This window comes from Nocardia fusca NBRC 14340, assembly GCF_001618425.1.
Lineage (GTDB): Bacteria > Actinomycetota > Actinomycetes > Mycobacteriales > Mycobacteriaceae > Nocardia > Nocardia fusca.
Map to the genome: position 1 here is coordinate 1 of NZ_BDCU01000020.1, position 23,009 is coordinate 23,009.

At 68.6% G+C, this 23,009-nt stretch carries 17 protein-coding genes; 1 reads left to right on the top strand and 16 read right to left on the bottom strand.

Annotated features, from left to right (window positions below; genetic code table 11):
* Nucleotides 1-104 precede the first annotated feature (104 nt).
* The 4 genes from NF4_RS12495 to NF4_RS12510 all read right to left on the bottom strand — a co-directional run bounded on the left by NF4_RS12495 (nt 105) and on the right by NF4_RS12510 (nt 7,975).
* A complete protein-coding gene (locus tag NF4_RS12495) occupies nt 105-2,531 on the bottom strand; it encodes an HAD-IC family P-type ATPase (RefSeq protein WP_063127506.1) in 2,427 nt (808 codons plus the stop codon).
* Between the two features lie 32 nt (nt 2,532-2,563).
* The gene (locus NF4_RS12500) at nt 2,564-5,776 is read right to left on the bottom strand and encodes an arabinosyltransferase domain-containing protein (protein WP_063127507.1); all 3,213 of its coding nucleotides are present in this window, start codon (nt 5,774-5,776) and stop codon (nt 2,564-2,566) included.
* 135 nt (nt 5,777-5,911) lie between these two features.
* Nucleotides 5,912-6,418, bottom strand: coding sequence for a WKL family lipoprotein (locus NF4_RS12505; protein WP_063127541.1), 507 nt, complete (start codon nt 6,416-6,418; stop codon nt 5,912-5,914).
* Nucleotides 6,419-6,514: 96 nt separating this feature from the next.
* Nucleotides 6,515-7,975, bottom strand: coding sequence for a DNA polymerase IV (locus NF4_RS12510; protein WP_063127544.1), 1,461 nt, complete (start codon nt 7,973-7,975; stop codon nt 6,515-6,517).
* Between the two features lie 382 nt (nt 7,976-8,357).
* On the opposite strand from NF4_RS12510, the gene NF4_RS12515 reads away from it, so the two are divergent.
* On the top strand, nt 8,358-9,233 hold the full coding sequence (locus NF4_RS12515; RefSeq protein WP_063036358.1) for a UTP--glucose-1-phosphate uridylyltransferase: 876 nt from the start codon (nt 8,358-8,360) through the stop codon (nt 9,231-9,233).
* A gap of 33 nt (nt 9,234-9,266) precedes the next feature.
* Here the strand turns inward: NF4_RS12515 and NF4_RS12520 are convergent, their stop codons facing one another.
* The 12 genes from NF4_RS12520 to murC all read right to left on the bottom strand — a co-directional run bounded on the left by NF4_RS12520 (nt 9,267) and on the right by murC (nt 22,998).
* A complete protein-coding gene (locus tag NF4_RS12520; protein WP_030523834.1) occupies nt 9,267-9,746 on the bottom strand; it encodes an NlpC/P60 family protein in 480 nt (159 codons plus the stop codon).
* A gap of 317 nt (nt 9,747-10,063) precedes the next feature.
* Nucleotides 10,064-11,005 carry a hypothetical protein gene (locus NF4_RS12525; protein ID WP_063127509.1) on the bottom strand — a complete coding sequence of 314 codons (942 nt, stop codon included), beginning with the start codon at nt 11,003-11,005 and terminating at the stop codon, nt 10,064-10,066.
* Between the two features lie 180 nt (nt 11,006-11,185).
* Nucleotides 11,186-14,323, bottom strand: coding sequence for an isoleucine--tRNA ligase (gene ileS, locus NF4_RS12530; RefSeq protein ID WP_063127511.1), 3,138 nt, complete (start codon nt 14,321-14,323; stop codon nt 11,186-11,188).
* Between the two features lie 362 nt (nt 14,324-14,685).
* Nucleotides 14,686-14,883, bottom strand: coding sequence for a hypothetical protein (locus NF4_RS12535; protein WP_030523837.1), 198 nt, complete (start codon nt 14,881-14,883; stop codon nt 14,686-14,688).
* A gap of 56 nt (nt 14,884-14,939) precedes the next feature.
* On the bottom strand, nt 14,940-15,776 hold the full coding sequence (gene wag31 / locus NF4_RS12540) for a DivIVA-like cell division protein Wag31 (protein WP_063127513.1): 837 nt from the start codon (nt 15,774-15,776) through the stop codon (nt 14,940-14,942).
* 63 nt (nt 15,777-15,839) lie between these two features.
* The gene (locus tag NF4_RS12545; protein WP_030523839.1) at nt 15,840-16,142 is read right to left on the bottom strand and encodes a YggT family protein; all 303 of its coding nucleotides are present in this window, start codon (nt 16,140-16,142) and stop codon (nt 15,840-15,842) included.
* Between the two features lie 90 nt (nt 16,143-16,232).
* Nucleotides 16,233-17,009, bottom strand: a complete 777-nt coding sequence (locus tag NF4_RS12550) for a cell division protein SepF (RefSeq protein ID WP_030523840.1) — start codon at nt 17,007-17,009, stop codon at nt 16,233-16,235.
* A gap of 268 nt (nt 17,010-17,277) precedes the next feature.
* Nucleotides 17,278-18,108: a YggS family pyridoxal phosphate-dependent enzyme gene (locus tag NF4_RS12555; RefSeq protein WP_084533087.1), complete on the bottom strand. Its 831-nt coding sequence runs from the start codon at nt 18,106-18,108 to the stop codon at nt 17,278-17,280.
* A 160-nt stretch (nt 18,109-18,268) separates the two neighbouring features.
* Complete coding sequence (gene pgeF / locus NF4_RS12560; RefSeq protein WP_063127515.1) at nt 18,269-19,000, bottom strand: peptidoglycan editing factor PgeF; 732 nt, start codon at nt 18,998-19,000, stop codon at nt 18,269-18,271.
* Nucleotides 19,001-19,124: 124 nt separating this feature from the next.
* Nucleotides 19,125-20,417: a cell division protein FtsZ gene (ftsZ, locus tag NF4_RS12565; RefSeq protein ID WP_063127517.1), complete on the bottom strand. Its 1,293-nt coding sequence runs from the start codon at nt 20,415-20,417 to the stop codon at nt 19,125-19,127.
* Nucleotides 20,418-20,802: 385 nt separating this feature from the next.
* Nucleotides 20,803-21,495 (bottom strand): cell division protein FtsQ/DivIB, encoded by a 693-nt coding sequence (locus tag NF4_RS12570; protein WP_084533082.1) that lies wholly within the window; start codon nt 21,493-21,495, stop codon nt 20,803-20,805.
* Between the two features lie 6 nt (nt 21,496-21,501).
* Entirely contained in the window at nt 21,502-22,998 is a 1,497-nt protein-coding gene (murC, locus tag NF4_RS12575; protein WP_063127519.1) for a UDP-N-acetylmuramate--L-alanine ligase, read from the bottom strand.
* Nucleotides 22,999-23,009: the final 11 nt, after the last annotated feature.

Sequence of the window (23,009 nt, forward strand, 5' to 3'; positions counted from 1 at the left end):
CGCGCCAGCGCGCCAAAAATACAGCACCTTCACGAAAAAGTTCACGTCCTGGCTTCACCGGCTGGTTCACAACGGCCCCTGACCGCCAGCGAGCCCGCCCCGGCTCAGGCTTCGCCGGGCGCCGCAGGAATCAGCTTGTGCGACTCTCCCCGCATACTCGCCCCGACCCACCAGGCGACCTCCACCAGCACGATCCCTACCGCACCGCAGGCGAACGCGGCGGTGGTCAGGCGCAGGTTGGACGGGTCCAGTGCGAAGAATTCACGGGTGAAGGGGACCGTGAAGAGCACCAGGTAGGCCGCCACCGAGACCGCGATCAGCACGACCTTCCACCAGGTGTAGGGGCGGGCGACGATCGCGAGCACCCAGACCGCGATCATGATCAGGGTGATGAGCGCGGTGGTGCCGGCCTGCATCTTCTGCTGTTCGCTGGCTTCGGGGCCGGCGTAGGCGATGAGGTAGGCGACGAAGGTCGCGGTACCGATGACCACACCCGAGGGGATCGCCAGCCGCATCACCCGGCCGACGAATCCGGTGCGGGCCCGTTCGTTGTTCGGGGCCAGCGAGAGGATGAAGGCGGGGATACCGATGGTGAACCAGGCCGCGATTGTCACGTGCCGGGGCAGGAACGGGTAGCCGATGGGTTCGTAGCCGAAGATCTGCGAGCCCACACCGGCGACGCCGATCAGGAAGGCCAGCAGCACCGAGTAGACGGTTTTGGTCAGGAACAGGTTGGAGACCCGTTCGATATTGCCGATCACCCGGCGGCCCTCACCCACCACGTACGGCAGGGTGGCGAATTTGTTGTCCAGCAGCACGATCTGCGCGACCGCCCGGGTGGCGGGGCTGCCCGCGCCCATGGCCACACCGATATCGGCGTCCTTGAGTGCCAGCACGTCGTTGACGCCGTCGCCGGTCATGGCCACGGTGTGCCCGCGGGATTGCAGCGCGCCGACCATGGCCCGCTTCTGGTCGGGGCGGACCCGCCCGAAGGTGGTCCGCTCCTCCAGCACGCCGGCGAGTCCGGCGCGGTCCTCGGGCAGGGTCCGCGCGTCGACGGCGTGGTCGCCGCCGGGCAGGTCCAGGGAGGAGGCGACCGCGCCCACCGAGACGGCGTTGTCCCCGGAGATCACCTTGATCGACACGTCCTGGCTCGCGAAGTAGTCCAGGGTGGCGCGGGCGTCGGGCCGTACTTTCTGTTCGAGGACCACCAGGGCGACCGGGGTGATGGCGCCGGGGGCGCCGGTCGCGTCCACCGCGCGGTCGCCGCGGGCGAGCAACAGGACGCGCAGGCCGGTGGCGCCGAGTTCCTCGGCGGCGCGGGCATCGGCCGATCCGGCGTCGAGCAGCACATCGGGTGCGCCCAGCAGCCAGTCCCCGTGCTCCCCGTAGGAGAAACCGCTCCACTTCTTGGCCGAGGAGAACGGCGCCACGGCCGTGTACTTCCACCCGGGTGCCCCGGGGAGTGCTTCGGCGATGGCCGCGACGCTGGTATTGGGCCGGGGATCGTCGGCGGCCATGGCGGCCAGCGCCTGCCGGGCCCGGTCCTCGGCGTCCGGACCGGTGTCGATCATCCGGAGCTCGGCCAGGCGCATACCGTTCTCGGTGAGGGTGCCGGTCTTGTCCGCGCACACCACATCCACCCGGGCCAGTCCCTCGATGGCGGGCAGTTCCTGGACCAGGCATTTGCGCTGTCCCAGCCGTACCACACCGACCGCGAACGCGATCGAGGTCATGAGCACCAGGCCCTCGGGCACCATCGGCACCAGCGCGGCCACCATCCCGGTGACGGCCGGCCGCCAGGACTCTCCGCTGGACACCAGCTGGTTGTAGATGCTCAGGGCACCGGCGGGGATGAGCAGATAGGTGATGACCTTGAGGATGGTGTCGATACCGTTGCGCAGTTCGGAGTTCACCAGGGTGAACTTGCTGGCCTCCTCGGCCAGTTCGGCGGCGTAGGCGTCCTTGCCGACCTTGGTCGCCCGGTAGGCGCCCGAACCGGACACCACGTAGCTGCCCGAGAGCACCTGCGCGCCGGGTTCCTTGGCGACATCGTCGGATTCGCCGGTGAGCAGCGATTCGTCGATCTCGAGCAGTTCGGCTTCGACCACCTCGCCGTCGACCACGATCTGGTCACCCGGCCCGAGTTCGATGAGATCGTCGAGAACGACCTCACCGGGCGCGACCTGTTCGGACCTACCGTCCCGGCGCACAGTCGGTTTCGCCTGCCCGACGATGGCCAACCGGTCCAGGGTGCGTTTGGCCCGGATCTCCTGCACGATGCCGACCGCGCTGTTGGCCACGATCAGCAGCCCGAACATTCCGTCGATCACCGATCCGGTGGCCATCACCAGGACGAACAGCACACCCAGGATGGCATTGATCCGGGTGAACACATTCGCCCGGACGATATCGCGCACCGAGCGGCCGGCCCGGTCCGGTACATCGTTGGTGAGCCCGTCGCGCCGGCGCTGCGCCACCTCCGCGGCAGTGAGACCGGGCATTCCGACGGACTGCACAGTTGTCGACATGGCTGTCAGAGTAGCCAGCCGCGGCGCGCGGCTCACCAGGCGACGTTGATCGGGCCGGGCGTCCAGGTCCCGGAGTGATCCTCCTGCGTCGTACGCGGACGGGCCGGGACGGTGTCGGGGTCGATGGGCAGGAACTGTTGCAGCTGTCCCCAATCGCGGTCCCAGTCCTGATCGAGGTAGGTCGGCAGGGTGCGGGCGTGCAGCAGCAGACCGGTCCAGCCCAGCGGGCCACCACCGTCGTGGTTCTGCCACAGGTTGGTGTCGTTCGCGCCGATCCGGTCCGGCAGGATGCGGTATTTCGGCACCTCGGCGATCCCGATGCGGTGGTCGAAGGGCCGCTGGCACGGGAACTGCAGGCCCACCGCCCAATCCAGCAGCACCGGATCGTCGGATCCGACGACCGTGTTCAGGTCCTGGGTCTGCGGCATCCGCGGCGGGGTGAAGGCCAGCCACTGGCGTGGATCGCGATCGCGGTCGGCGGCCACGACGCGCACGGTGTCGGCATCGGCGTAGGGTGCCAGCGGGACCCGCAGGTTACGCCACGACGGCGCCGGGCCGATATCGATGGGATTGACCCGGCGCAGCGGTACGGGGTCCGCGGCCGAACCGCCCGGCGCGGTGGTGGAGCCGAATTCCAGTTCCAGGGACTGTCCGTGGGTCACCACACCGTCGGTGTCCTGCGACCAGATACGGCCCGCGGCGCTGAGGGCGAGAATATCCGCGCGGTCGGCGACGGGTGGCAGCCGATACCAGCCGGAGGTCAGTTGGGCCGGGCCGTCGGCGTGATCGCTGCCCAGGACCGGAGTCCCCGGATCCAGGCCGAACGGCAATGCGGGACTGTCGGTTTCGGTCGCGACACCGGTGCCCGCGGTCGCGGCGCCCACCGAATCGGCGATGGCGGCGTCGGCGCCTTCCTCGGCATCGGCGCTCAGGTCCGCCGCGACTCCGGTGGGGCTGAAACCCGTTCCGGTACCGGCCAGGGCCGAGGCGGGATCACCGGAGAGCGGGGTGAGCATGCCGCGGTTGGGGTCGGTCTCCACCAGCACGTGCGGGGCCAGTCCGCAGGTGTTCCCGGCGAGAGCGGTCAGGTTCGAACTCGCCAGCGAGAAGGCCGGATACTGGGAGACTGCGCCCTTCGCGAACGACGCCACCTCGAACAGCACCATGAACGCGGCGGCCACCGTCAGGGCCGGCACCTTGGCGAACCGCCAGCCCCAGCGCGAGATCCGGTGCTGTCCGTCGTCGGGTGCCCGCACATGCCACCACGCCGCCAGCGCCAACAGTGCCACCGCGCCCAGCAGGAAGACCTTGTTGAAGGCGACACCGGCCACCGAGGGCTGTTTGTCCCACCACGGGACGCTGTAGGAGGAGACGTACCACCAGCCGTTGGGGCCGGCGAACACGAGAGCCAGCAGGAACGACACCGCGGCGGCGAACAGTGCCCGATTGCGTGGCGCGCGCATGACCCGCGGCCCGATCGCGACGGCCGTCAACACCGCCACCGCGCCGGCCAGCCCGGCGAAGACACCGAGGTGGTGGGTCCATTTGGTCGGGGTGGTCATCATCAGCGCCATGGCGCCGACGGTGACTCCGAGGATGCGCCGCGACGGTCCCACCGCGGCGGTGGGGATCCGGCCGCCCTTACGCAGCAGGGTGAGCAGGCACACCGCCAGCCCGGCGATCATCACGAAGATCCCGAAGCGGCGGGCCACCGAACCGTCGACCGTACCCATGAACAGGTATTGGTAGCGCAGGTATTCGTCGAACCAGAGCACGTGCGGGCCGGCCAGTTCGTGCACCCGGCGCATTTCCATCATGGCGCGCAGCGGCTGGTCGGCGAAGGCCACCACCAGCACGAGGACACCCGCGGCGACCAACGGCAGCACTTGCGCGAGCCGGCCGATCCGCGGCGCGCGGGCGGCGAGAATCTTGATCAGCGGCCGCAATCCGGCCAGCAGGGCGGCCAGGCAGATGATGCCGTGTGGGCCGGCGGTGCAGCTGAAGGCGGCGATCAGGATGGCCACCGCGAACGGCAGCAGGCGGCGGGTGGCGATACCGCGCTCGACCGAGCACCAGGTGAGCAGCACCCCGAGCGCCACGATGGGCTCGGGCCGCAGCCCGTTGTTGTAGGGCAGCCAGACGGCCAGGAACACCAGCGCGCCGGTCCACGGGACGAACCGGCTGCGATGCAGCGCGGCCCCGAACCGGGGCACCACCTCACGACTGATCACCAGCCAGGCCAGGATGCCGGCCAGCAGACCGGGCAGCCGCACCCAGGGGCTGGCGGTGGTGAGATCGGCCATCAGGCCGATGAGGTCGTAATACGGGGTGCCGACCGGATTCTCCGGGACCCCGAAGTAGCGGAAGTAGTTCGCCATATAACCGGCGGCCTGCGAGGTGCGGCCCATGCCGAACTGGTAGCCGTCGTCGGAGGTGGTGGCGCCGATGAAATGCCAGAGCACCAGCGTGCCCAGCACCACCACATCGACCGGACGGAAGGTCCACCACCGGGCCGGCAGGAACCGGCGGGCGCGCCGCCCGTCGAGGCTGTCCAGCCGATGCAGCGCGAACAGCGAGATCAGCGTCGCGGCGACGGCCACCCAGATCGCGATCTGTTTCAGCGGAGTCGGGCTGGAGGTGAACCGGCTATCGACCTCGGCGGTGACCCGGGTACCCGCGGGATCGGCCAGATCGCTGAACACACCGACCAGCTGGGGGCGGAAATCACCGCTCAGCACCACCGGCTCCGCGCCGGTGAGCGAGGCGACGGATTCGGTCATCCCGGCGCGCACGTCGAGTTCGCAGTTCGGGGGCAGTTCCGCGACCGGGACGCTGAACAGCGATTGGTTGCGCAGGACGACGTCGAGTTGCGCCCCGGCCTCCGGTGTCGCGGGCCGGACCCGGGCCAGGAAACCGTAGCGTTCCAGATCGGGTGCGCCGTAGGGCGCGGTGGCGGTCAGTACCCCGCCGCCGGGCCCGAGTTGCCGGATCGCCGCGCACGGCACAGTGGCCGTGTAGTCCAACGGCGCGTACGCGACCAGCGGGGCCTCGATCGAGGCGGCGGAATCGTCCTGCGGCCAGGACAGTGCGGCGGTGTCGACCCGGACCGGCAGCAGGGGCACCGCTATCGCCAGCAGTGCTCCGATGAGCGCCGACACCAGCGCGACCGGCCGCGCCCAGCCACCCCGCGGTCGGGATCGGGGACCGTCGGAGAGATCTGTCGGCTCGGGCGCCGCCACCACCATCGTGTCAGCCACGGGGCGCAATCCTAGCGGGGGCGGCGCACACCGCTGCGGCTGCGCTCACCGACCCCATCGAAGTCATAGAACGAGACCAGCCGGTCCGCTTATAGCGGACCGGCTGGTTTGCACGCTGTGGGATCAGGCCGCGCAGGCCGGGGACTGCACCTGGGCCTGGGCGAGCATATTGCAGGTCCAGGTCTTCTCGACCTTCCACACACCGTCCTCGGCGACGAACGGGACATCGACCACGTTCTGGGTGTCGCCCAGTTTGAAGTTGGCCTTGGCGTTGATGGTGTCGGCGAAATCGTTGACCTCGGTGACCTCGATGGTGGCGCCCGAATCCGTGTAGAACTGGGCCAATTTGCCCGGCAGTTCCGGATCCGCTTCGGCGCCCTGCACCATGTCCAGCTTCTCCTCGTTGGGTACGGCCGGGTCGAGGGCGCGCTGGAGTTGAGCGTTCAGATCGGCCACGGTGGGCACCGGCGGCAGATCGGACGCCTCTTCCGAGGCGGCCGCCGCCGCGGACGTGGTGCCGGCGGCCTTGCTGTCCGAGTCGGAATCATCGCTACCACACGCCGTCAGGGTCAGCGCGGCCACGGCGGCCACGCCGGCGATCGCGATACGTCCGGTCTTGCGAAGCTTCAACTGCTCGTCCTTTGCGTTCGAGGGTTCGGTGTCGTGCACTACGACAGAGCCACCGGAACCGGCGACGCTGCCCGGACCAACCTACCCGGCGGGTCCTCAGGACAAGCTGGCGAGCGGATCCGCTGAGCACAACTCCGTATTGTCGGCAGCGAAAGTACGCGCGATCCCCGGTCCTGTCGAGCGGGTCTCGAACCGGACGGTCACTCGTCCGTGGCCCGCCCCCTGCACCCAACCGAATCCGAATACGGGATGCCGCACATCCGAACCCGGTCGCCAAAGCGCACTGCCACCAGCGGAAACGCAGGAATCCCGCGAGCCGGGAGGGTTTTCGGTGGCAGCGCCGGGCGCCGGGACCGAACCGACCGTCGTGTCCACGGAACTCGCCGGTCCCGCCGGATGTCTTACCGAATCCACAGAGCTCTCTTCGGCCGTCGTCAGAGAATCCGGGGCGCCGCCCGGTTCCTCCGCGACCCCGGACGCCTCGGCGGGCTCGCCGCCGAGCCGGTCCAGTTCCGGGAACAGTGATTCCTGCCGGATGGTGGACAGCCCGGCGTAGCCGACGCCGACCAACCGGATCGGGCCCAGCTCCCGCGGGTCGATCGCGGCCCGCTGCGCGGCGGCGGTCAGGGTGGGCAGATCCTCGGTGGCGTAGGGCAGGGTGGTGGAACGCGTGGTGATGCTCATATCGGCGCGCCGGAGCTTCAGCACCACGGTCCGGGCGGCGCGGCCGTCGCGGCCGAGCCGGCGGTGCGCGGCGGCGGCCATCTCGGTGATCGCCGGGCGCAACCGCTCCAGGGTGACGATGTCGTGTTCGTAGGTGGTCTCGGCGCTGATCTGTTTGGCCTCGGCACGTTCGGTGACCGGACGATCGTCGATACCGCGGGCGAGACGGTGCAGCGCCGCGCCGATACTGCCGCCCAGGATCGATACCGCCTCGGCCTCCGGCAGCGCGGCGAAGGCGCCCACGGTTTCGATCCCTAGGGTGCGCAGCCGGCCCTCGGCCACCGGGCCGATACCCCAGAGCTTGCGCACCGGCAGCGCGGACAGCAGCGCCTGCTGCTCACCCGGCGCGATCACCCGGATCCCATCGGGTTTGGCCATGCCGGAGGCGATTTTGGCCAGCTGCTTCCCGCTGCCGGCGCCCACCGAGGCGACCAGGCCCGTACGCTCCCGCACCGCGGCCCGCAGTCCGGCGCAGAACTCCGCCACCTCCGCCGCACTCGCCCCGGCCAGTTCGGCCGGCTCGGCGAACGCCTCGTCGAACGACAGGGTCTCCAGGACCGGGACCCGGGCACGCAAGGTGTCGAAGACCCGGCCGCTCAGCACGCTGTACAGCGCACCCCGCGGCGGGACCACCACCGCCGACACCCCGACCAGCCGCCGCGCCTGCTGCATCGGCATGGCCGAACGCGCCCCGAACACCCGCGCCTCGTAACTCGCCCCGGCCACCACCCCGCGCGCGCCGGTCCCGCCGACCAGCACCGGGCGGCCGCGCAGGGTGGGCCGGGTGAGCTGTTCGCAGGAGGCGAAGAAGGCATCCATATCGATATGGAGCACCCAGCGCCGGGAAGTCTCGCCGAACAGCGGCAGGGCCGGTCCGGCGCCGGCACCGGGATGCTGGTCGCTCACCACGGAGCGGCTCGTGGTGCACCGGCCGGCCACCACCGCGGCACCCGGCGGCGGCCGCTCCCGCCGCGGCCGCTGTCCCTGACCGTGGAGTCCATGAGCGCAGAATGTACGCGGCCGTACCGACAGCAGACGGGATACGGACCGGTCCCCGCCCGGTTGCCGGGAGTTCTCTCCGCCCACCGACCTGTCACGGGACCTTGCCGCCGGGCCGCCCGCGCGCCACGATCGACCCGGCCACCCGGCGTTTCCGGGAGAGTGGGACCGGGCTGGGATACCGCGCCCCGGCCGACGGATATGTGATGATCGGACGATGAAGATCCGTAAGGCCGTCATTCCCGCTGCCGGTATCGGTTCCCGCCTGCTGCCGCTGACCAAGGCGATCCCCAAGGAGATGCTGCCGGTCGGCGACAAGCCGGTGATCGAGCACACGGTGCGTGAGCTGGTGGCCTCCGGGATCACCGATATCACCATTGTGGTCAGTGGTGGAAAATCGCTGATCCAGGACCATTTCCGACCCAATCCCGCACTGGTTGCCCAGCTGCGTGCCGACGGCAAGACCGCCTACGCGGACGCGGTGGAAGAGGTCGGCGAACTGTCCCGGCTGGGTCACATCACCTATCTGGACCAGCACGGCCCCTACGGGAACGGGACCCCGGTACTCAATGCGGCCCGCACCGCCGCCGACGAACCGATGCTGGTGCTGTGGCCCGACGACGTCTTCGTCGCCGAGGAACCACGGGCACAGCAGCTGATCCGCGCCTACGAATCGACGGGCTGCCCGGTATTGGCACTGATGCCGATGAATCCGAACGAATCGCAGCGCTACGGCGTCCCGGTGGTCCGGGAGGACCTGGACGACGGCCTGCTGCGCATATCGGGCCTGGTGGAGAAACCCAAACCCGAGGACGCCCCCTCGGCCTTCGCCGCGATCGGCGGCTACGTGGTGACGCCGGGAATCATCGACGAACTGCGGGCGCAGACGGAGAACTGGTACACCCACCGCACCGGCGAGGTCTACCTGACCGATTCCATCAACGCCTATGCCGCCAACCATGCGGTCTACGGGCAGGTCATCCAGGGCCGCTGGTACGACACAGGAAACCCCGGCGACTATCTCATCGCGCAGTTCGCCTCGGCGCTGGCCCACCCCGACTATGGGCCGCTGCTGCGCCGGCAGGTCGACTGACCACGGTTCGGCGGCGACGTTGCCGCCGCAGTCTCAGAAACGGCGGATGCTGTAGATGTAGAACTGGTCGAGCGGGCTGAGCCCGACCGGTACACCGGCGCCGTAGGCATTGAGCACCTGGCCGAACCCGGCGTAGATCCCGACATGGGAGGCGTCGGAGTTGATGATGATCACATCACCCGGCGAGAGCGCGTACCGCGGCACCGAGGCACCCACTTCGGCCTGCTCCCAGGTGGTCCGCGGCAGCATGACACCCACCTGACGGAAAGCCCACTGGACGAGACCGGAACAGTCCCAGGTATCCGGGCCGGTCGCGCCCCATTCGTACATCTTCCCGGTCTGCGAGGTCGCGGCGGCCAGTGCGCCGAGCCCGTTGCTGCTGGAGACCGGTAACGCGGCCGATCCACTGGCGCTGAGCGATCCGGACCCGGAGGCCGATCCACTGGCCCCGCTTCCGGTCTGCGCCCACCCGGGGGCGGCGGCGACGGCGCCTACGGCCGTCGCGAAAAGCATGCCGGCGATCCCCCGGCGCAGTGCACTTCCGATCACTTGCCCACCCTTCTGCCCGTCGGTGCCCGGGACACCGCGCGGCGCCCCGGTTTTCTCGCGGCATCCGCCACAGAGGGTGGGGACACCGCCAACCACAGGGGTCGCGCCGGGTGAATCGGCTCCGGCGCAACTTCACTCAGGTAGAACCGAACGAAATGATCACCGTTCCCGGTGGTCCGGAGGACCGGACTCAGCGGTATCGAGGATGATTTTGCCCGGCCCACAGAAGGGCGACAAGCTTCTAGCAAACATCTAGCGTGTGATGAACATCACAAAAATGTTTATTGCGTTTGGGTGGCCACATCGTTGAGCGTCTTGAGAACCACATCTTTGGTGGCCGTCGGCGACTCCACGTAGACCCCCACCTGCCAGACCGGCTCACCGCCCGGTTCCGCCGCGAAGAAGCGGCTGAAATCCACAGTGAACTTGCCTTCCTCATTGGCCGCGGTCTCCACATAGGAGGTCCGGTCGTCGAACTTCCGCGCCTTGTCGGGCGCATCGAACCAGTCGGTGTTGAAACGCGTCTGCGTGGCGGCGTCACAGGTCGCTGGACATTTGCGGAGGATGAGGTTGACCTTCTGTCCCGCAGCGGAATTACCCTCGTCCACACAACCCCACGCCTGGGCGTCCGGGATCTTCTCCATCGACCCCTTCATACATCCCCAGGAACCGGGCGCCCGAAAAGCGAAGGGCCAGTCCTTGAATGCCATCGTGTAGGTGCTCTCACCGGCCTGCCAGGTCGGGCCGAGCACGGCGACCGGCGCCAGTCCCTCACGCAGCACCGGTTCACCCGCGGAGGGCAGGGCACTGGTGGTCGCGGTGGTGGAGGTCGCGGGCGCCGAACTCGACGGCTGCACGGAATCTGTTACTTCCGTGGAGGATCCGGCCGCGGTGTTCTCCGCCGAACCCCGCGACTGCAGCGCCACCAGCCCGACGACGCCGATAAGGACCAGCACCACCACGGCGACCAGCACCGCGATCAAGGGGCCGATGTTCTTCGGTGGCGGCCCGCCGTATCCTCCGCTCCCCAGCGGCGGCACCTCCCACGCGCCCTGCTGCGGAGTGGGATGCGGGCCGTGGCCCGCGGTCTGCCCCCACTGCACGCCCGGATCCTGTTGTCCACCCTGGGCCGGGTACCCCTGCTGCCACTGACCCGACGGGGAACTCTTCTGTTGTCCCTCGGGGGAATGCTGCCACCACTCGTCGGGATTGTCCGAAGCCATAAGACTTCACCCTAGTGCGCGCCGACAGGTCCGGTCATGGGCACAGATCCCACGCCCGGCCTACCGGACAAGCACCTGCGGAAACCGCTGGGAAATGCGGCGAATAGAGCTTCGGCGCGAGACCGGTCGCCTACCGGGGAATGCGCTGCCGACCGGACGGGTCCGGCCGGCAGCAACGGCTCAGCCCGCCCTGACGATCCGGGCCCGCACCCCGCCGGTGAGCTCCGCGGCGTCCGGACCGGCCGGTCCGAATTCCAGCTCGACCGCCAGGATCTCCCCCGCGATCAACTCACGATGCGTGCGCGCCCAGTCCTGCCGGTCGGCCGGCACCTCGAGGGTCGCGGTGATGCGATCGGAGACGTCGAGGCCGAGCGATTTCCGGGTCTCCTGCAGATCCCGGATGACATCGCGGGCCCAGCCCTCGGCCTCCAATTCCTCGGTGACCACCGAATTCAGCACCACCAGGCCCGCGTTACCGGGCAGGGCGGCGGTGGACTCCGGTTCGGCCGCCACCAGGCGCTGGGTGTACTCCTCGGGCAGCAGTTCGATCCCGGCCGCACTGACCACCCCGTCGGCGGTCTCCGACCAGTCACCCGCCTTGACCGCCTTGATCACCCGCTGCACATCCTTGCCCAGGCGGGGTCCGGCGGCACGCGCGTTGACCGCCAGCTCGAATCGGCCGTGCGCGGCGACATCGGTGGTCAGGTCGACCTTCTTGACGTTCACCTCGTCGGCGATGATATCGGCGTAGGGGGCCAGCCGTTCCGCGTCGGAGGCGGCGATCGTCACCTCCGCCAACGGCAGCCGGACCCGCAGTTTCTGCGCCTTGCGCAGGCTCAGCACGGTCGAACACACGCTGCGCGCCTCGTCCATCGCGGCGACCAGCTCCGGATCGTGCGGGAGGGTATCGGCGGCCGGCCAATCCGTCAGATGCACCGAACGCTCACCGGTCAGCCCCCGCCAGATGACCTCGGTCACCAGCGGCAGCAGCGGAGCCGCCAACCGCGTCACCACCTCGAGCACCGTGTGCAGGGTGTCGACCCCATCGCGGTCCTCGGCCCAGAACCGGGCACGCGACCGGCGCACATACCAGTTCGTCAGCGCGTCGGCGAAGGTACGCAGTTCCTCGCAGGCGCCGGCGATATCGAGCTCCTCCAGCGCCGCGGTCATCACATCGCGGGTCTGCGCCAGCTTCGCCAGGATGTAACGATCCAGCGCGTTGGGCGAATCCGTCCGCCACACCCCGGGTTCGGCGGCGTACAGCTGCAGGAACGTCCACGCGTTCCACAGCGGCCGCAGCGCATGGCTCACGCCTTCGCGGATACCGCGCTCGGTGACGATGAGGTTGCCGCCCCGCAGGATCGGCGAACTCATCAGGAACCAGCGCATGGCGTCGGAGCCGTCCCGGTCGAACACCTCGTTCACATCCGGGTAGTTGCGCTTGGACTTGCTCATCTTGAGCCCGTCGTCGCCGAGCACGATGCCGTGCGCGACCACGTTCTTGAACGCGGGGCTGTCGAACAATGCCGTGGACAGGACGTGCAGGTTGTAGAACCAGCCGCGGGTCTGGCCGTTGTACTCGACGATGAAATCGCCGGGGAAGTGCGAGTCGAACCACTCCTTGTTCTCGAACGGGAAGTGGACCTGCGCGTACGGCATGGACCCCGATTCGAACCAGCAGTCCAGCACCTCCGGCACCCGGCGCATGGTGGACTGCCCGGTCGGGTCGTCCGGGTTGGGCCGGGTCAGCTCGTCGATCGCGGGACGGTGCAGATCCGTGGGCCGCACGCCGAAGTCGCGTTCGAGTTCGTCGAGCGAACCGTAGACATCGATCCGCGGATACGCGGGATCGTCGGACATCCACACCGGGATCGGGCTGCCCCAGTACCGGTTCCGGCTGATGTTCCAGTCGCGCGCGTTCTCGAGCCATTTGCCGAACTGCCCGTCGCGGATGTGCTCGGGCACCCAGCTGATCTGTTTGTTCAGCTCCACCATGCGCTCGCGGAACTGCGTCACCGCCACGAACCAGGAGGGCACGGCCATATAGATCAGCGGCTGTCCGGAACGCCAGCTGTGCGGATAGGAGTGGTCGACGGTCTCCTGCCGCAGCAGTTTCCCGGCGGCCTTGAGGTCTTTGATGATGACCGGATTGGCGTCGAACACCATGAGGCCCTCGTACGGCGGCACCATGGAGGTGAACTTGCCGCCCGGATCGAGCGGCTGCACCAGCTCGATACCGTTCGCACTGCAGACATCCATATCTTCTTCACCGAAGGCGGGTGCCATGTGCACGATGCCGGTACCGGAATCGGTGGTGACATAGTCGGCCGAGAGCACCCGGTGCGCATTCGGATGCCCGACGAAGAAGCCGAACGGCGGCGTATAGCGCAGATCGACCAGCGCGGCCCCGTCGTACTCCCCGAGCACCTCGGGCTGCTCGCCGAGTTCGCGCGCATAGTGGGTGACCCGCTCGGCCGCCAGGACATAGCGTTTGCCGTCCGCGCCGCGTACCTGCACGTACCGGAGGTCCGGGTGTACCGCGACGGCCAGGTTGGACGGCAGCGTCCACGGGGTGGTGGTCCAGATCAGCGCATTGGCGCCGTCCAGATCACGCAGCGGATGGTCTGCGGGAACCGTGAGCACCATATCCACTGTCACCGCCGGGTCCTGGCGCATCCGGTAGGCGTCGTCGAGCTTGGCCTCCTGGTTCGACAGCGGCGTCTGCTCGTACCAGCTGTAGGGCAGCACCCGGAAGCCCTGGTAGATCAGGCCCTTGTCGTAGAGCGACTTGAACGCCCACATCACCGACTCCATGAAGTCGAGATCGAGTGTCTTGTAGTCGTTGTCGAAGTCGACCCAGCGGGCCTGCCGGGTCACATAATCGCGCCATTCACCGGTATAGCGGAGCACCGACGACTTGCACGCGGCATTGAATTCCGCGAGCCCCATCGAGTCGATCTGTGATTTGTCCGTGATACCGAGCTGCTTTTCCGCTTCGATTTCCGCCGGCAGCCCGTGGGTGTCCCACCCGAAACGTCGCTCGACCCGCTTACCGCGCATGGTCTGGAAACGCGGGATGACATCTTTGACATAGCCGGTCAGCAAATGACCGTAATGCGGCAGACCGTTGGCAAACGGGGGTCCGTCGTAGAAGACGAACTCCTCGGCGCCGGCCCGGTTGTCGATACTGGCGCGGAAGGTTCCGTCGGCGGCCCAGGTGTCCAGCACGGCCTGTTCCAGCTCGGGGAAGGACACACCGGATCCGCCGCCGAGATCGACGCGCGGATACGCGCTGCTACTGGATTTCTCGTCCGCCATCGCGGATACACATCTCCTCGTGCCCGGCGCGCCCTGCGGGCGCGGTATCTCGGCACGGGGACGATCGCGGCGCAACGGGTGCGCCGGAACCGCGGTACCACCCCGCTTGTCCGGCCCCGGCGAACCGGGTGGACCTCTCGTTATGAGCTGTGACGGGCTCACCCGTTCGGTTCTACTGAGCGTACGCGGCATACGGGGTGCCGCGCGGTGCCGTTCTTCCGAAAGCTCCCCGGTGATGGCCGGATCGTCGCCAACTTACAGGTTTGATTCTAACCAGGACGGTCAACCACTTATACAACCGCCCGCGGAGCCGCAGCGCCCGCAACCCGGAAGGACGTTTTGGTTCTCGCCCGTTTTTCTCGTCAGCGCTTCGCGTGCTGATCCCGCGGCGGCAGTTCCTCGTCGGGCGCGCGCATCGACAGCGCGCTCGCCAGCAACACCACAGCGCCGGCAACGCATACGGCGATGCAGCCCCACGCCCAGATGACCGAGCCGGTGGCCAGGGACAGGATCAGCAGGGCCAGGCCGATCGTGGCCAGCGCCAGTGTCAGGACAAGCATGATGACCCCCAGAACAGCAGGCCGGGTGCCCGTTCGCTCCCAGCGGTATCGGGCGTTTACTCGCCTTTGCCGAACGAGGCGGGAGCGAGCTGGTTGGCCCCGGTATCGAAGGAGTCACCCTCGTCGACCGGCACGGCCGAACCACGGTTCTCCAGCTCTTCGAGCTGCGATTCCAGATACGACTTGAGCCGCACCCGGTACTCGCGTTCGAAGGTTTTCAGGGTCTGGATCCGGCTCTCCAGCACATTGCGCTGCTGGGTGATGGTTCCCATGATCTCGGTGTGCTTGCGCTCGGCGTCGGCTTGCAGCGCGTCGGCCTTCTCTTTCGCCTGGCGCAGCTGGCTGTCCGAGCGGGTCTGCGCGTCGCTGAGCATGGCGTCGGACTTGTGCCGCGCGTCGGCGATCATCTCGTCCGACCGCACCCGGGCGTCGTTGACCATCCGCTCGGAATTGGCCCGCGCGTTCGCCAGCAAATTCTCGGCTTCGCTCTTGGCATCGCTGGTGAGCCGATCGGCCATCTCCTGCGCCAGGCTCAGCACCTTGGCGGCCTGCATATTCGCGTCGGCCGCGGCATCGGCGGCCGACGGGACGGCCGGGACCACCGGGATGGGTGCCGACGGTGGGGCCTGGACCGGGGGTTTGATCGGTTCCGGAGGCGGGGCCTGCTGTACCGGTTTGCCCAGAGCCGGGCCGCGGCCGGACTTGGCGTCGGCCAATTCGGCATCGAGTTCGGCAACCCGCTGGCGAAGGTCGGCATTCTCCTCGATCAACCGGGAAAGTTCCTGCTCCACCAGATCCAGGAAAGCATCGACTTCGTCCTCGTTGTAGCCGCGTTTCCCGATAGGCGGTTTGCTGAACGCGACGTTGTGCACATCGGCTGGGGTCAGCGGCATGGAAGGATCCCTTCGCGCGTTGGCAGATCTAGCGGCTCTGGCAAGTCTTCACGGCCCATTCTGTCACACCGGCGCTACCGGCTGTCCGAGCCGGCTCACCACCGACATCAGGATGAAGACCAGGAACAACAGAACCATAATCGACAAATCGAGCCGGATTCCGCCCAGGGAGACCGGCGGGATCAGCCGCCGCAGCAGCTTCACGGGGGGATCGGTGATGGTGAAGATCACCTCGAGGATCACGACGACCACCCCGGTGGGACGCCAGTCGCGGGCGAAGCTCCGGATGAACTCGACGATCACCCGGCTGATGAGCAACAGCCAGAAGATGAACAGTACGAAGTACAGCACCGCGAACAAGGCCACGACCTCACTCTGCCGCAAAATCGGCGCGGTGCAAAATGCCCGCGCCGATCTTGTTCGTACCACGCGGCGCCCGGCCGGGCGAGCCGCTCGCTATTTCTGGTTGTAGAACCCGGTTTCCGCGATCCGGCGACGCTCCTCGGCCGATACGTCCACATCGGCCGGGGAGAGCAGGAACACCTTGGTCGCCACCTTGTCGAACGAGCCGCGCAGGGCGAAGGCCAGCCCGGCGGCGAAGTCGACGAGGCGTTTGGCATCGGCATTGCTGAGGTCGACCAGATCCATGATCACCGGGTTGCCCTCGCGGAACCGCTCCCCGATGATCGCGGCTTCGCTGTAATCACGCGGACGCAGCGTGGTGATCTTGGACAAGGGACCTCCGTCCTCGAAGATCGCGGGACGGCGGGCGGCAACCGGTTCGGGGCGGACCCGTTCGGCAAGCCGCCGCTCCTCGGCATCGGGATCGACTGCCAGCGCCCCCCTGGTCGCGCCGCGCAGGGAGGCACCGCCGCCCGGACGATACCGGCCGGAGGCGGCGGCGTCGATCCGGGTGGGGCGGCGTGGTCCCTCGTAATCGTCGTCGTAGGCGTCGCCCGGGTAGTCGTCCCGGCGCGGCGCGGGGTAGCTGGGCTGGTAGGACGATTTGTAGGGCACGTCACGGTAGTCGGGACCGTCGTAGCGGTCCTCGGGGTACCGGTCGTAGTCCGGACGATCGTCGTAGTCGCGGGGGGCGCGGTCGGAGTAGTCACGCGGCCGACGCCCGCCACGATCCTCGACCCCGCGCGGGGTGCGATCGTCGACGTAGTCGTCCTCGTAATCCTCGAGCGGAACCATGCCGAAGTACGCCTTGAACTTGTGCAGCGTGCTCATGACCGCGCCTCGCTAGCGCTCGGCCCCGTCACGAGCACGCTCGTGGCTGCGCCCATAATTCGCTCGCTGCGCTCACTCGATGACCGTGCCTCGCTAGCGCTCGGCTCCGTCATGATCACGATTGTGGCTGCGTCGAGTACTCGCTCGCTGCGCTCGCTCATTCTGGTCGACCTTCCTTCGGCCCCGGTGGCGGCCGGGTGTTGAAGTCTTGCTCAGCCCTCGTCGTGTCCCAGCATATGTGTCGAATGTGACTGATGAGGTTTGTTTGCTACGCCGAGGTTATCGGCCGGGGGCCCATGAGAGCGGTACCGACACGCACACACGTGGATCCATGGGCAATAGCTCTTTCAAGATCATCGGACATTCCGGCGGACAACTCCGTCGCCCCTGGATGTCCGGCGCGCAGCCGGGCATGCAATTCGGCCAGGCGGGCGAACTCCGCATCCGGATCGGCGGCCCGCGGCGGAATGGCCATAATCCCAGCCAGACGCAGTTCCGCGGCGTCCGCGATCCGATCGGCCAGCGCCGGCAGCGCGGCCGGATCCACCCCGCCCCGCGCCGGGTCGGCATCCAGGCTCACCTGGATCAGCACCTCCAGCGGAGTGTCCCGCTCACCGGTATCCAGGGCGGCCGCGGTGGCCGTGGCGAGCGCGGTCGCCAGGCGTTCGCTGTCCACCGAATGCACCGCGTGGGCCCAGCGCACCACCTGGCGTGCCTTGTTCCGCTGCAGCCGGCCGATCAGATGCCAGCGCATCCCGGGATCGTCCAGCTCCGCGGCCTTGGCACCGGCCTCCTGCGGACGGTTCTCCCCGAAGTCGCGGCGGCCCAGACGATACAGCGCGGCGATATCGGAGGCCGGAAAATATTTCGTCACCGGCAGCAGCCGGACCTCCCCCGGATCCCGGCCGGCAGCCACGCACGCTGCATCGATACGGGCGAGCAGACGCGCGAGGTTATCGGCCAGTTCCGCGGTACGGGAGTCGTTTCCGGCCCCGGCGCCGCGACTGTCCGAGACGGAGTGCCCCGGCTGATCAGCGGAATCCGCCACCGTGCGGGTGGATTCGGGCCCACCGGGGCCCTCGGTGCGAGCGCCGCTCATCTCCGCGTGCCGATCCGCCACGGTCTCTGCGCCGTCATCGGTCTCCCATCTCCCAGTGACCGAGCACCGGCCGTACGTCGAACATTATGCGCGAGTTGATATTTCGCGCCGACCGCGCGGTCGCGACGGCCTGATACGGCGCCGCAGACCACTCGGTCTTTCACGCTGTACCCGATTCCATCCAGATGACACTGCCCATTCGTCCGGTGGGAGCGCCGCGGCGGTGGCTGAAGAGTGCGGTGTCCTCGATGGTGCAGCGCGGATCCTCGGCGACCGCCGTAACTCCGGCGGCGGTGAGCTGCCGCCGGATGCCCGCGCGCAGATCCAGGCCGGGGGTGCCGCGCACCGTGGTGGTGGCGCTACCGGGCAGATGCGCTTCGACATCGGCCCGCATCGCGGCGGGCACCTCGTACTGCCGGCCGCTGGCGGCGGGGCCGAGCAGCGCGCCGATGCGGTCGGGCCGGGCACCGGCGGCGACCATCGCCTCCAGCACCCGCGGCACGATACCGATACGCGCGCCCACCCGCCCGGCGTGTACGGCGGCCACGACCCCCGCCTCGTCGTCGGACAGCAGCAGGGGTACGCAATCGGCGGTCAGCACCACCAGCGCCAACCCCGGCCGGGTGGTGACCAGCGCGTCGGTGCCGGGAAACGGTTCGGTGCGGGGCCCGTCCACCGTCGCGATCGTGCGACCGTGGATCTGTTCCATCCAGATCACGTGATCGGCGGGCAGACCGAGCGTCGCGGCGAGCCGGGCGCGGTTGCGCCGCACCGCCTCCGGATCGTCGCCGACATGATCGCCGAGGTTGAACGAATCGTAGGGCGGCGCGGAGAAACCTCCGGCGCGCGTGGTGACGACCCGTCGAACGGTGAGTACCGGTGCCGCTGTCATGCCACCGAGCCTAGTTGCAGTTCGGAGCGGCCCCGCCTCGTCCGGCGGCGGCACGCGCACCCGCGACAGCGGACCGCCCGCGCACTCGGCGCGGGCGGATCACCAACGGTGGCGCGACACCGGGTCAGCGGCGCATGAAATCCGGGACGTCCACATCGTCGTCGTCATCGTCGGGCAGATCCGGCGGCGGCTGGATATGGGACCGGCTGTTGTGGCTCAGCGTCGGATCCACCGGCGGACGGGTGCGTTCGGTATCGCGGTAGCTCGGGGCCGGGCCGCGCGCGATCGCCGAACCGGGGTCCGACGAGCGGGTGGAGGCCGGCTCTCCGGAATGGCCGCGGGCCGCGCCGAGTTCGGCGGTCCGGGACTGACCGAGTTCGGCGGTCCGCGATTGCGCCGAGATCTCCGCGGTGCGTCCGGATCCCAGCGATCCCCGGGTGGTCGCCGGATCGAATGTCCGCCGGGCGGGACCACCGCCGTCGAATCCCGCGGCGATCACGGTGACGCGCACCTCGTCGCCGAGCGAATCGTCGATGACCGTACCGAAGATGATGTTGGCCTCGATATGCGCGGCCTCCTGCACCAGCGAGGCGGCCTCGTTGATCTCGAACAGGCCCAGATCCGAACCGCCGGCGATCGAGAGCAGCACCCCGTGCGCACCGTCCATCGAGGCCTCCAGCAGCGGTGAATTGATCGCCGCCTCGGCCGCTTTGACCGACCTGCCCTCCCCTCTGGACGAACCGATACCCATCAGCGCGCTACCGGCCCCGGACATCACGCTTTTGACGTCGGCGAAGTCGACGTTGATCAGACCCGGGGTGGTGATCAGGTCGGTAATGCCCTGCACACCGTTGAGAAGCACCTCGTCGGCCGAGCGGAAGGCGTCCATGAGGCTCACCGCGGCATCACCGAGCTGCAGCAGCCGGTCGTTGGGAATGACGATCAGGGTGTCGCAGGATTCGCGCAGCAGGTTGATACCCACCTCGGCCTGGTTGCCGCGGCGCTTCCCCTCGAAGGAGAAGGGCCGGGTGACCACACCTATGGTCAGCGCACCCAGTTTGCGCGCGATACTCGCCACGACGGGCGCGCCGCCGGTGCCCGTACCGCCGCCCTCACCGGCGGTCACGAAGACCATATCGGCGCCCTTGAGCACCTCTTCGATCTCGTCCTTGTGATCCTCGGCGGCCTTACGACCTACCTCGGGGTCGGCGCCGGCGCCGAGCCCCCGGGTGAGCTCCCGCCCGACATCGAGCTTCACGTCGGCATCGCTCATCAGCAGTGCCTGGGCGTCGGTGTTCACCGCGATGAACTCGACACCCTTGAGACCCTGCTCGATCATTCGGTTGACGGCGTTCACGCCGCCGCCGCCGATACCGACGACCTTGATCACGGCAAGGTAGTTGTGCGGGGGCGTCATGAGCTCTCGCCTTCCTTCGATCCAAAGTCTGTCGTTTTCGGATGCCCGATATCGTTCCGCGCGACCACGATCCGCGGACCACGATCCGAGCAAACCCTGAACCTCAACCATAGGGTTGGAGTTATGTCAAGTATCCGACTGGTGCGGAACGCTATTCGCCGCCGTCGCGATCCGCTCGCAGGCGCGCCGAGACGATAACCAGTTTCTTCGGCGAACTTGCTTCTACCAGGGCGGTACGCGACGTATCGTGAACGGTTGCCCAGCGGCCCGTGCCCACATCGTGGGACGCCCCCGGCTCCCGCCACAAGCGGTCTCCGGGTGATCGTCCGGGGCCGAGGCGGAGCTGCGAACCGAACAGGGTCGAACCGAACAAGATTGCTGGGAATCATTTTACCGTGACCAGACTGGGACTCGAGACGTCGAACACGGTTCCCGGCTGGGTGAGCAGCGGCAGTATCACCGCCGACTTGCGTTCGCCGTCCTCGCTGCTGCCCCACAGTACCGTGCGACCGTCGCGCAATGTCAGGGAAATCTCCGACGCGCCCGCAGCACGGATGGTTTCCACCTGCACCTCCAGCGCCGGCGGCAGTACCCGGGCCACCGCGACCGCGGCCCGGGTGAGTTCGTCGGCACCGCCCGGCCGGGCGGTGACCAACTGCGGCACCCCGATCGGTGCGGGCTCGATCGCGTACTCGATACCGTCGGCGTCCAGCAGATGCGCACCCTCGGGAGAGTCGAAGTACAGCACCGGGGTTCGCGGTTCGATCCGCACCCGCACGGTCGACGGCAGCACCCGCTGGACCCGGGCGCTGCGGACCTTCGGGATGGTCGCCACCCGCGCGGCCATCGCCGCCGTATCGATTCGCAGGATCGAGCCGGTCTCCGGGACCTGGAGCAGTTCGCGGATCTGTTCCTCCGGGATCTCGCCGGCCCCGTCGATCCGTACCTCGCGGACCGACAGCAGCGGCGAGAACCAGGCGAGCGCGGCCAGCGTGATCACCAGGGCGAGCGCCGGTAGCGCCCACAGCCGGAAACGCCGCAATCCGCGCACCCCGAATCGTGGCGTCCCGGCCCGCACCCCGCCTCACCGCCCGTACTGCGGACGCGCGCGTAGTCCGTCCAGGATCTGGCTGCCGAGCATGGTGACATCCCCGGCGCCCATGGTGATCACGACATCACCGGGCTGGGCGAGACCCGCCACCTGGCGGCCCACCCGCGACATATCGGGTTGATAGTGCACGGGTTTGCGCACCGACTGGGCGACCAGCGCGCCGTTGACCCCGGGCAGCGGCTCTTCGCGCGCCCCGTAGACATCGAGCACCACCACTTCGTCGGCCAGGTCGAGAGCCGCGCCGAAGTCGGCGGCGAAGGTCGCGGTCCGACTGTAGAGATGCGGCTGGAAGACCACGATCACCCGCCCCCGGCGCGACAGCGCACCATCGCGCGCCTCCTGGTCCACCAGTTCGGCGGCGGCCCCGAGCACCGCACGGACCTCGGTGGGGTGATGGGCGTAGTCGTCGAAGACCCGCACCCGGTTCTCCCGGCCCACGAACTGGAAGCGGCGGTGCACCCCGCCGAAACCCTCCAGCCCCTGGATGATCTCGTCCACATCGGCGCCGGCGGCCCGCGCGGTCAGCAGCGCGGCCAGCGCGTTGAGCGCCATATGCCGGCCGGGCACGGAAAGACGCAGGGTGCGCGGCGCGGGTTCGTCGGCGAGCTGGAAGTGGGCGATACCGCCGACATCCCGCGGTTCCCAGCTGTGCAGGCGCACCCCGACCGGAACCGGCGCATCGGGCAGTTCCCCGGTGCCGTACCCGAGTACCCGCACGCCGCGGTCGGCCAGCCGCTGCCCGGTGCGCTCGGCGAGGGCCCGGGCGCCGGGGTCGTCCAGGCACACCACCAGCAGCCCGCCGTCGGCGAGGCGATCGGTGAAATCGTCGAACACCTGCACGTAGGCCTCGTCGGAGCCGAAGAAATCCAGGTGATCGGATTCGATATTGGTGACCACCGCGACATCCGGGTCGTACTGCAGCAGGGATCCGTCGCTCTCATCGGCTTCGGCGACGAAGATATCGCCGCTGCCGTGGTGGGCGTTGGTTCCCGCTTCGTTGAGTTCACCGCCCACCGCGAACGACGGGTCCAGCCCGCAGTGCTGCAGCGAGACGATGAGCATCGAGGTGGTGGAGGTCTTCCCGTGCGTTCCCGAGACGAGCAGCGTGCGATGCCCGCTCATCAGGGCCGCCAGCACGGTCGGCCGCAGCAGCACCGGGATCTCGCGGCGGTGCGCTTCCACCAGTTCGGGGTTGGTCTTGGGGATGGCCGCGTAGGTCGTCACCACCACCGTCGGCCCGCCGGGCAGCAGATCCAGCGCACCGGCGTCGTGACCGATCCGTACCTGGGCGCCCCGGGCGCGCAGGGCGAGGACACCGCGGCTCTCCTTGGCATCGGACCCGGAGACCTCGCCTCCGCGCGACAGCAGGATGCGGGCGATACCCGACATCCCGGCGCCACCGATACCGACCATGTGCACCCGGGCCAGCTCCGGCGGCAGGGCGCCGGGGCCGGTGTCCGGTGCGGTCATCTGCTCCCCGC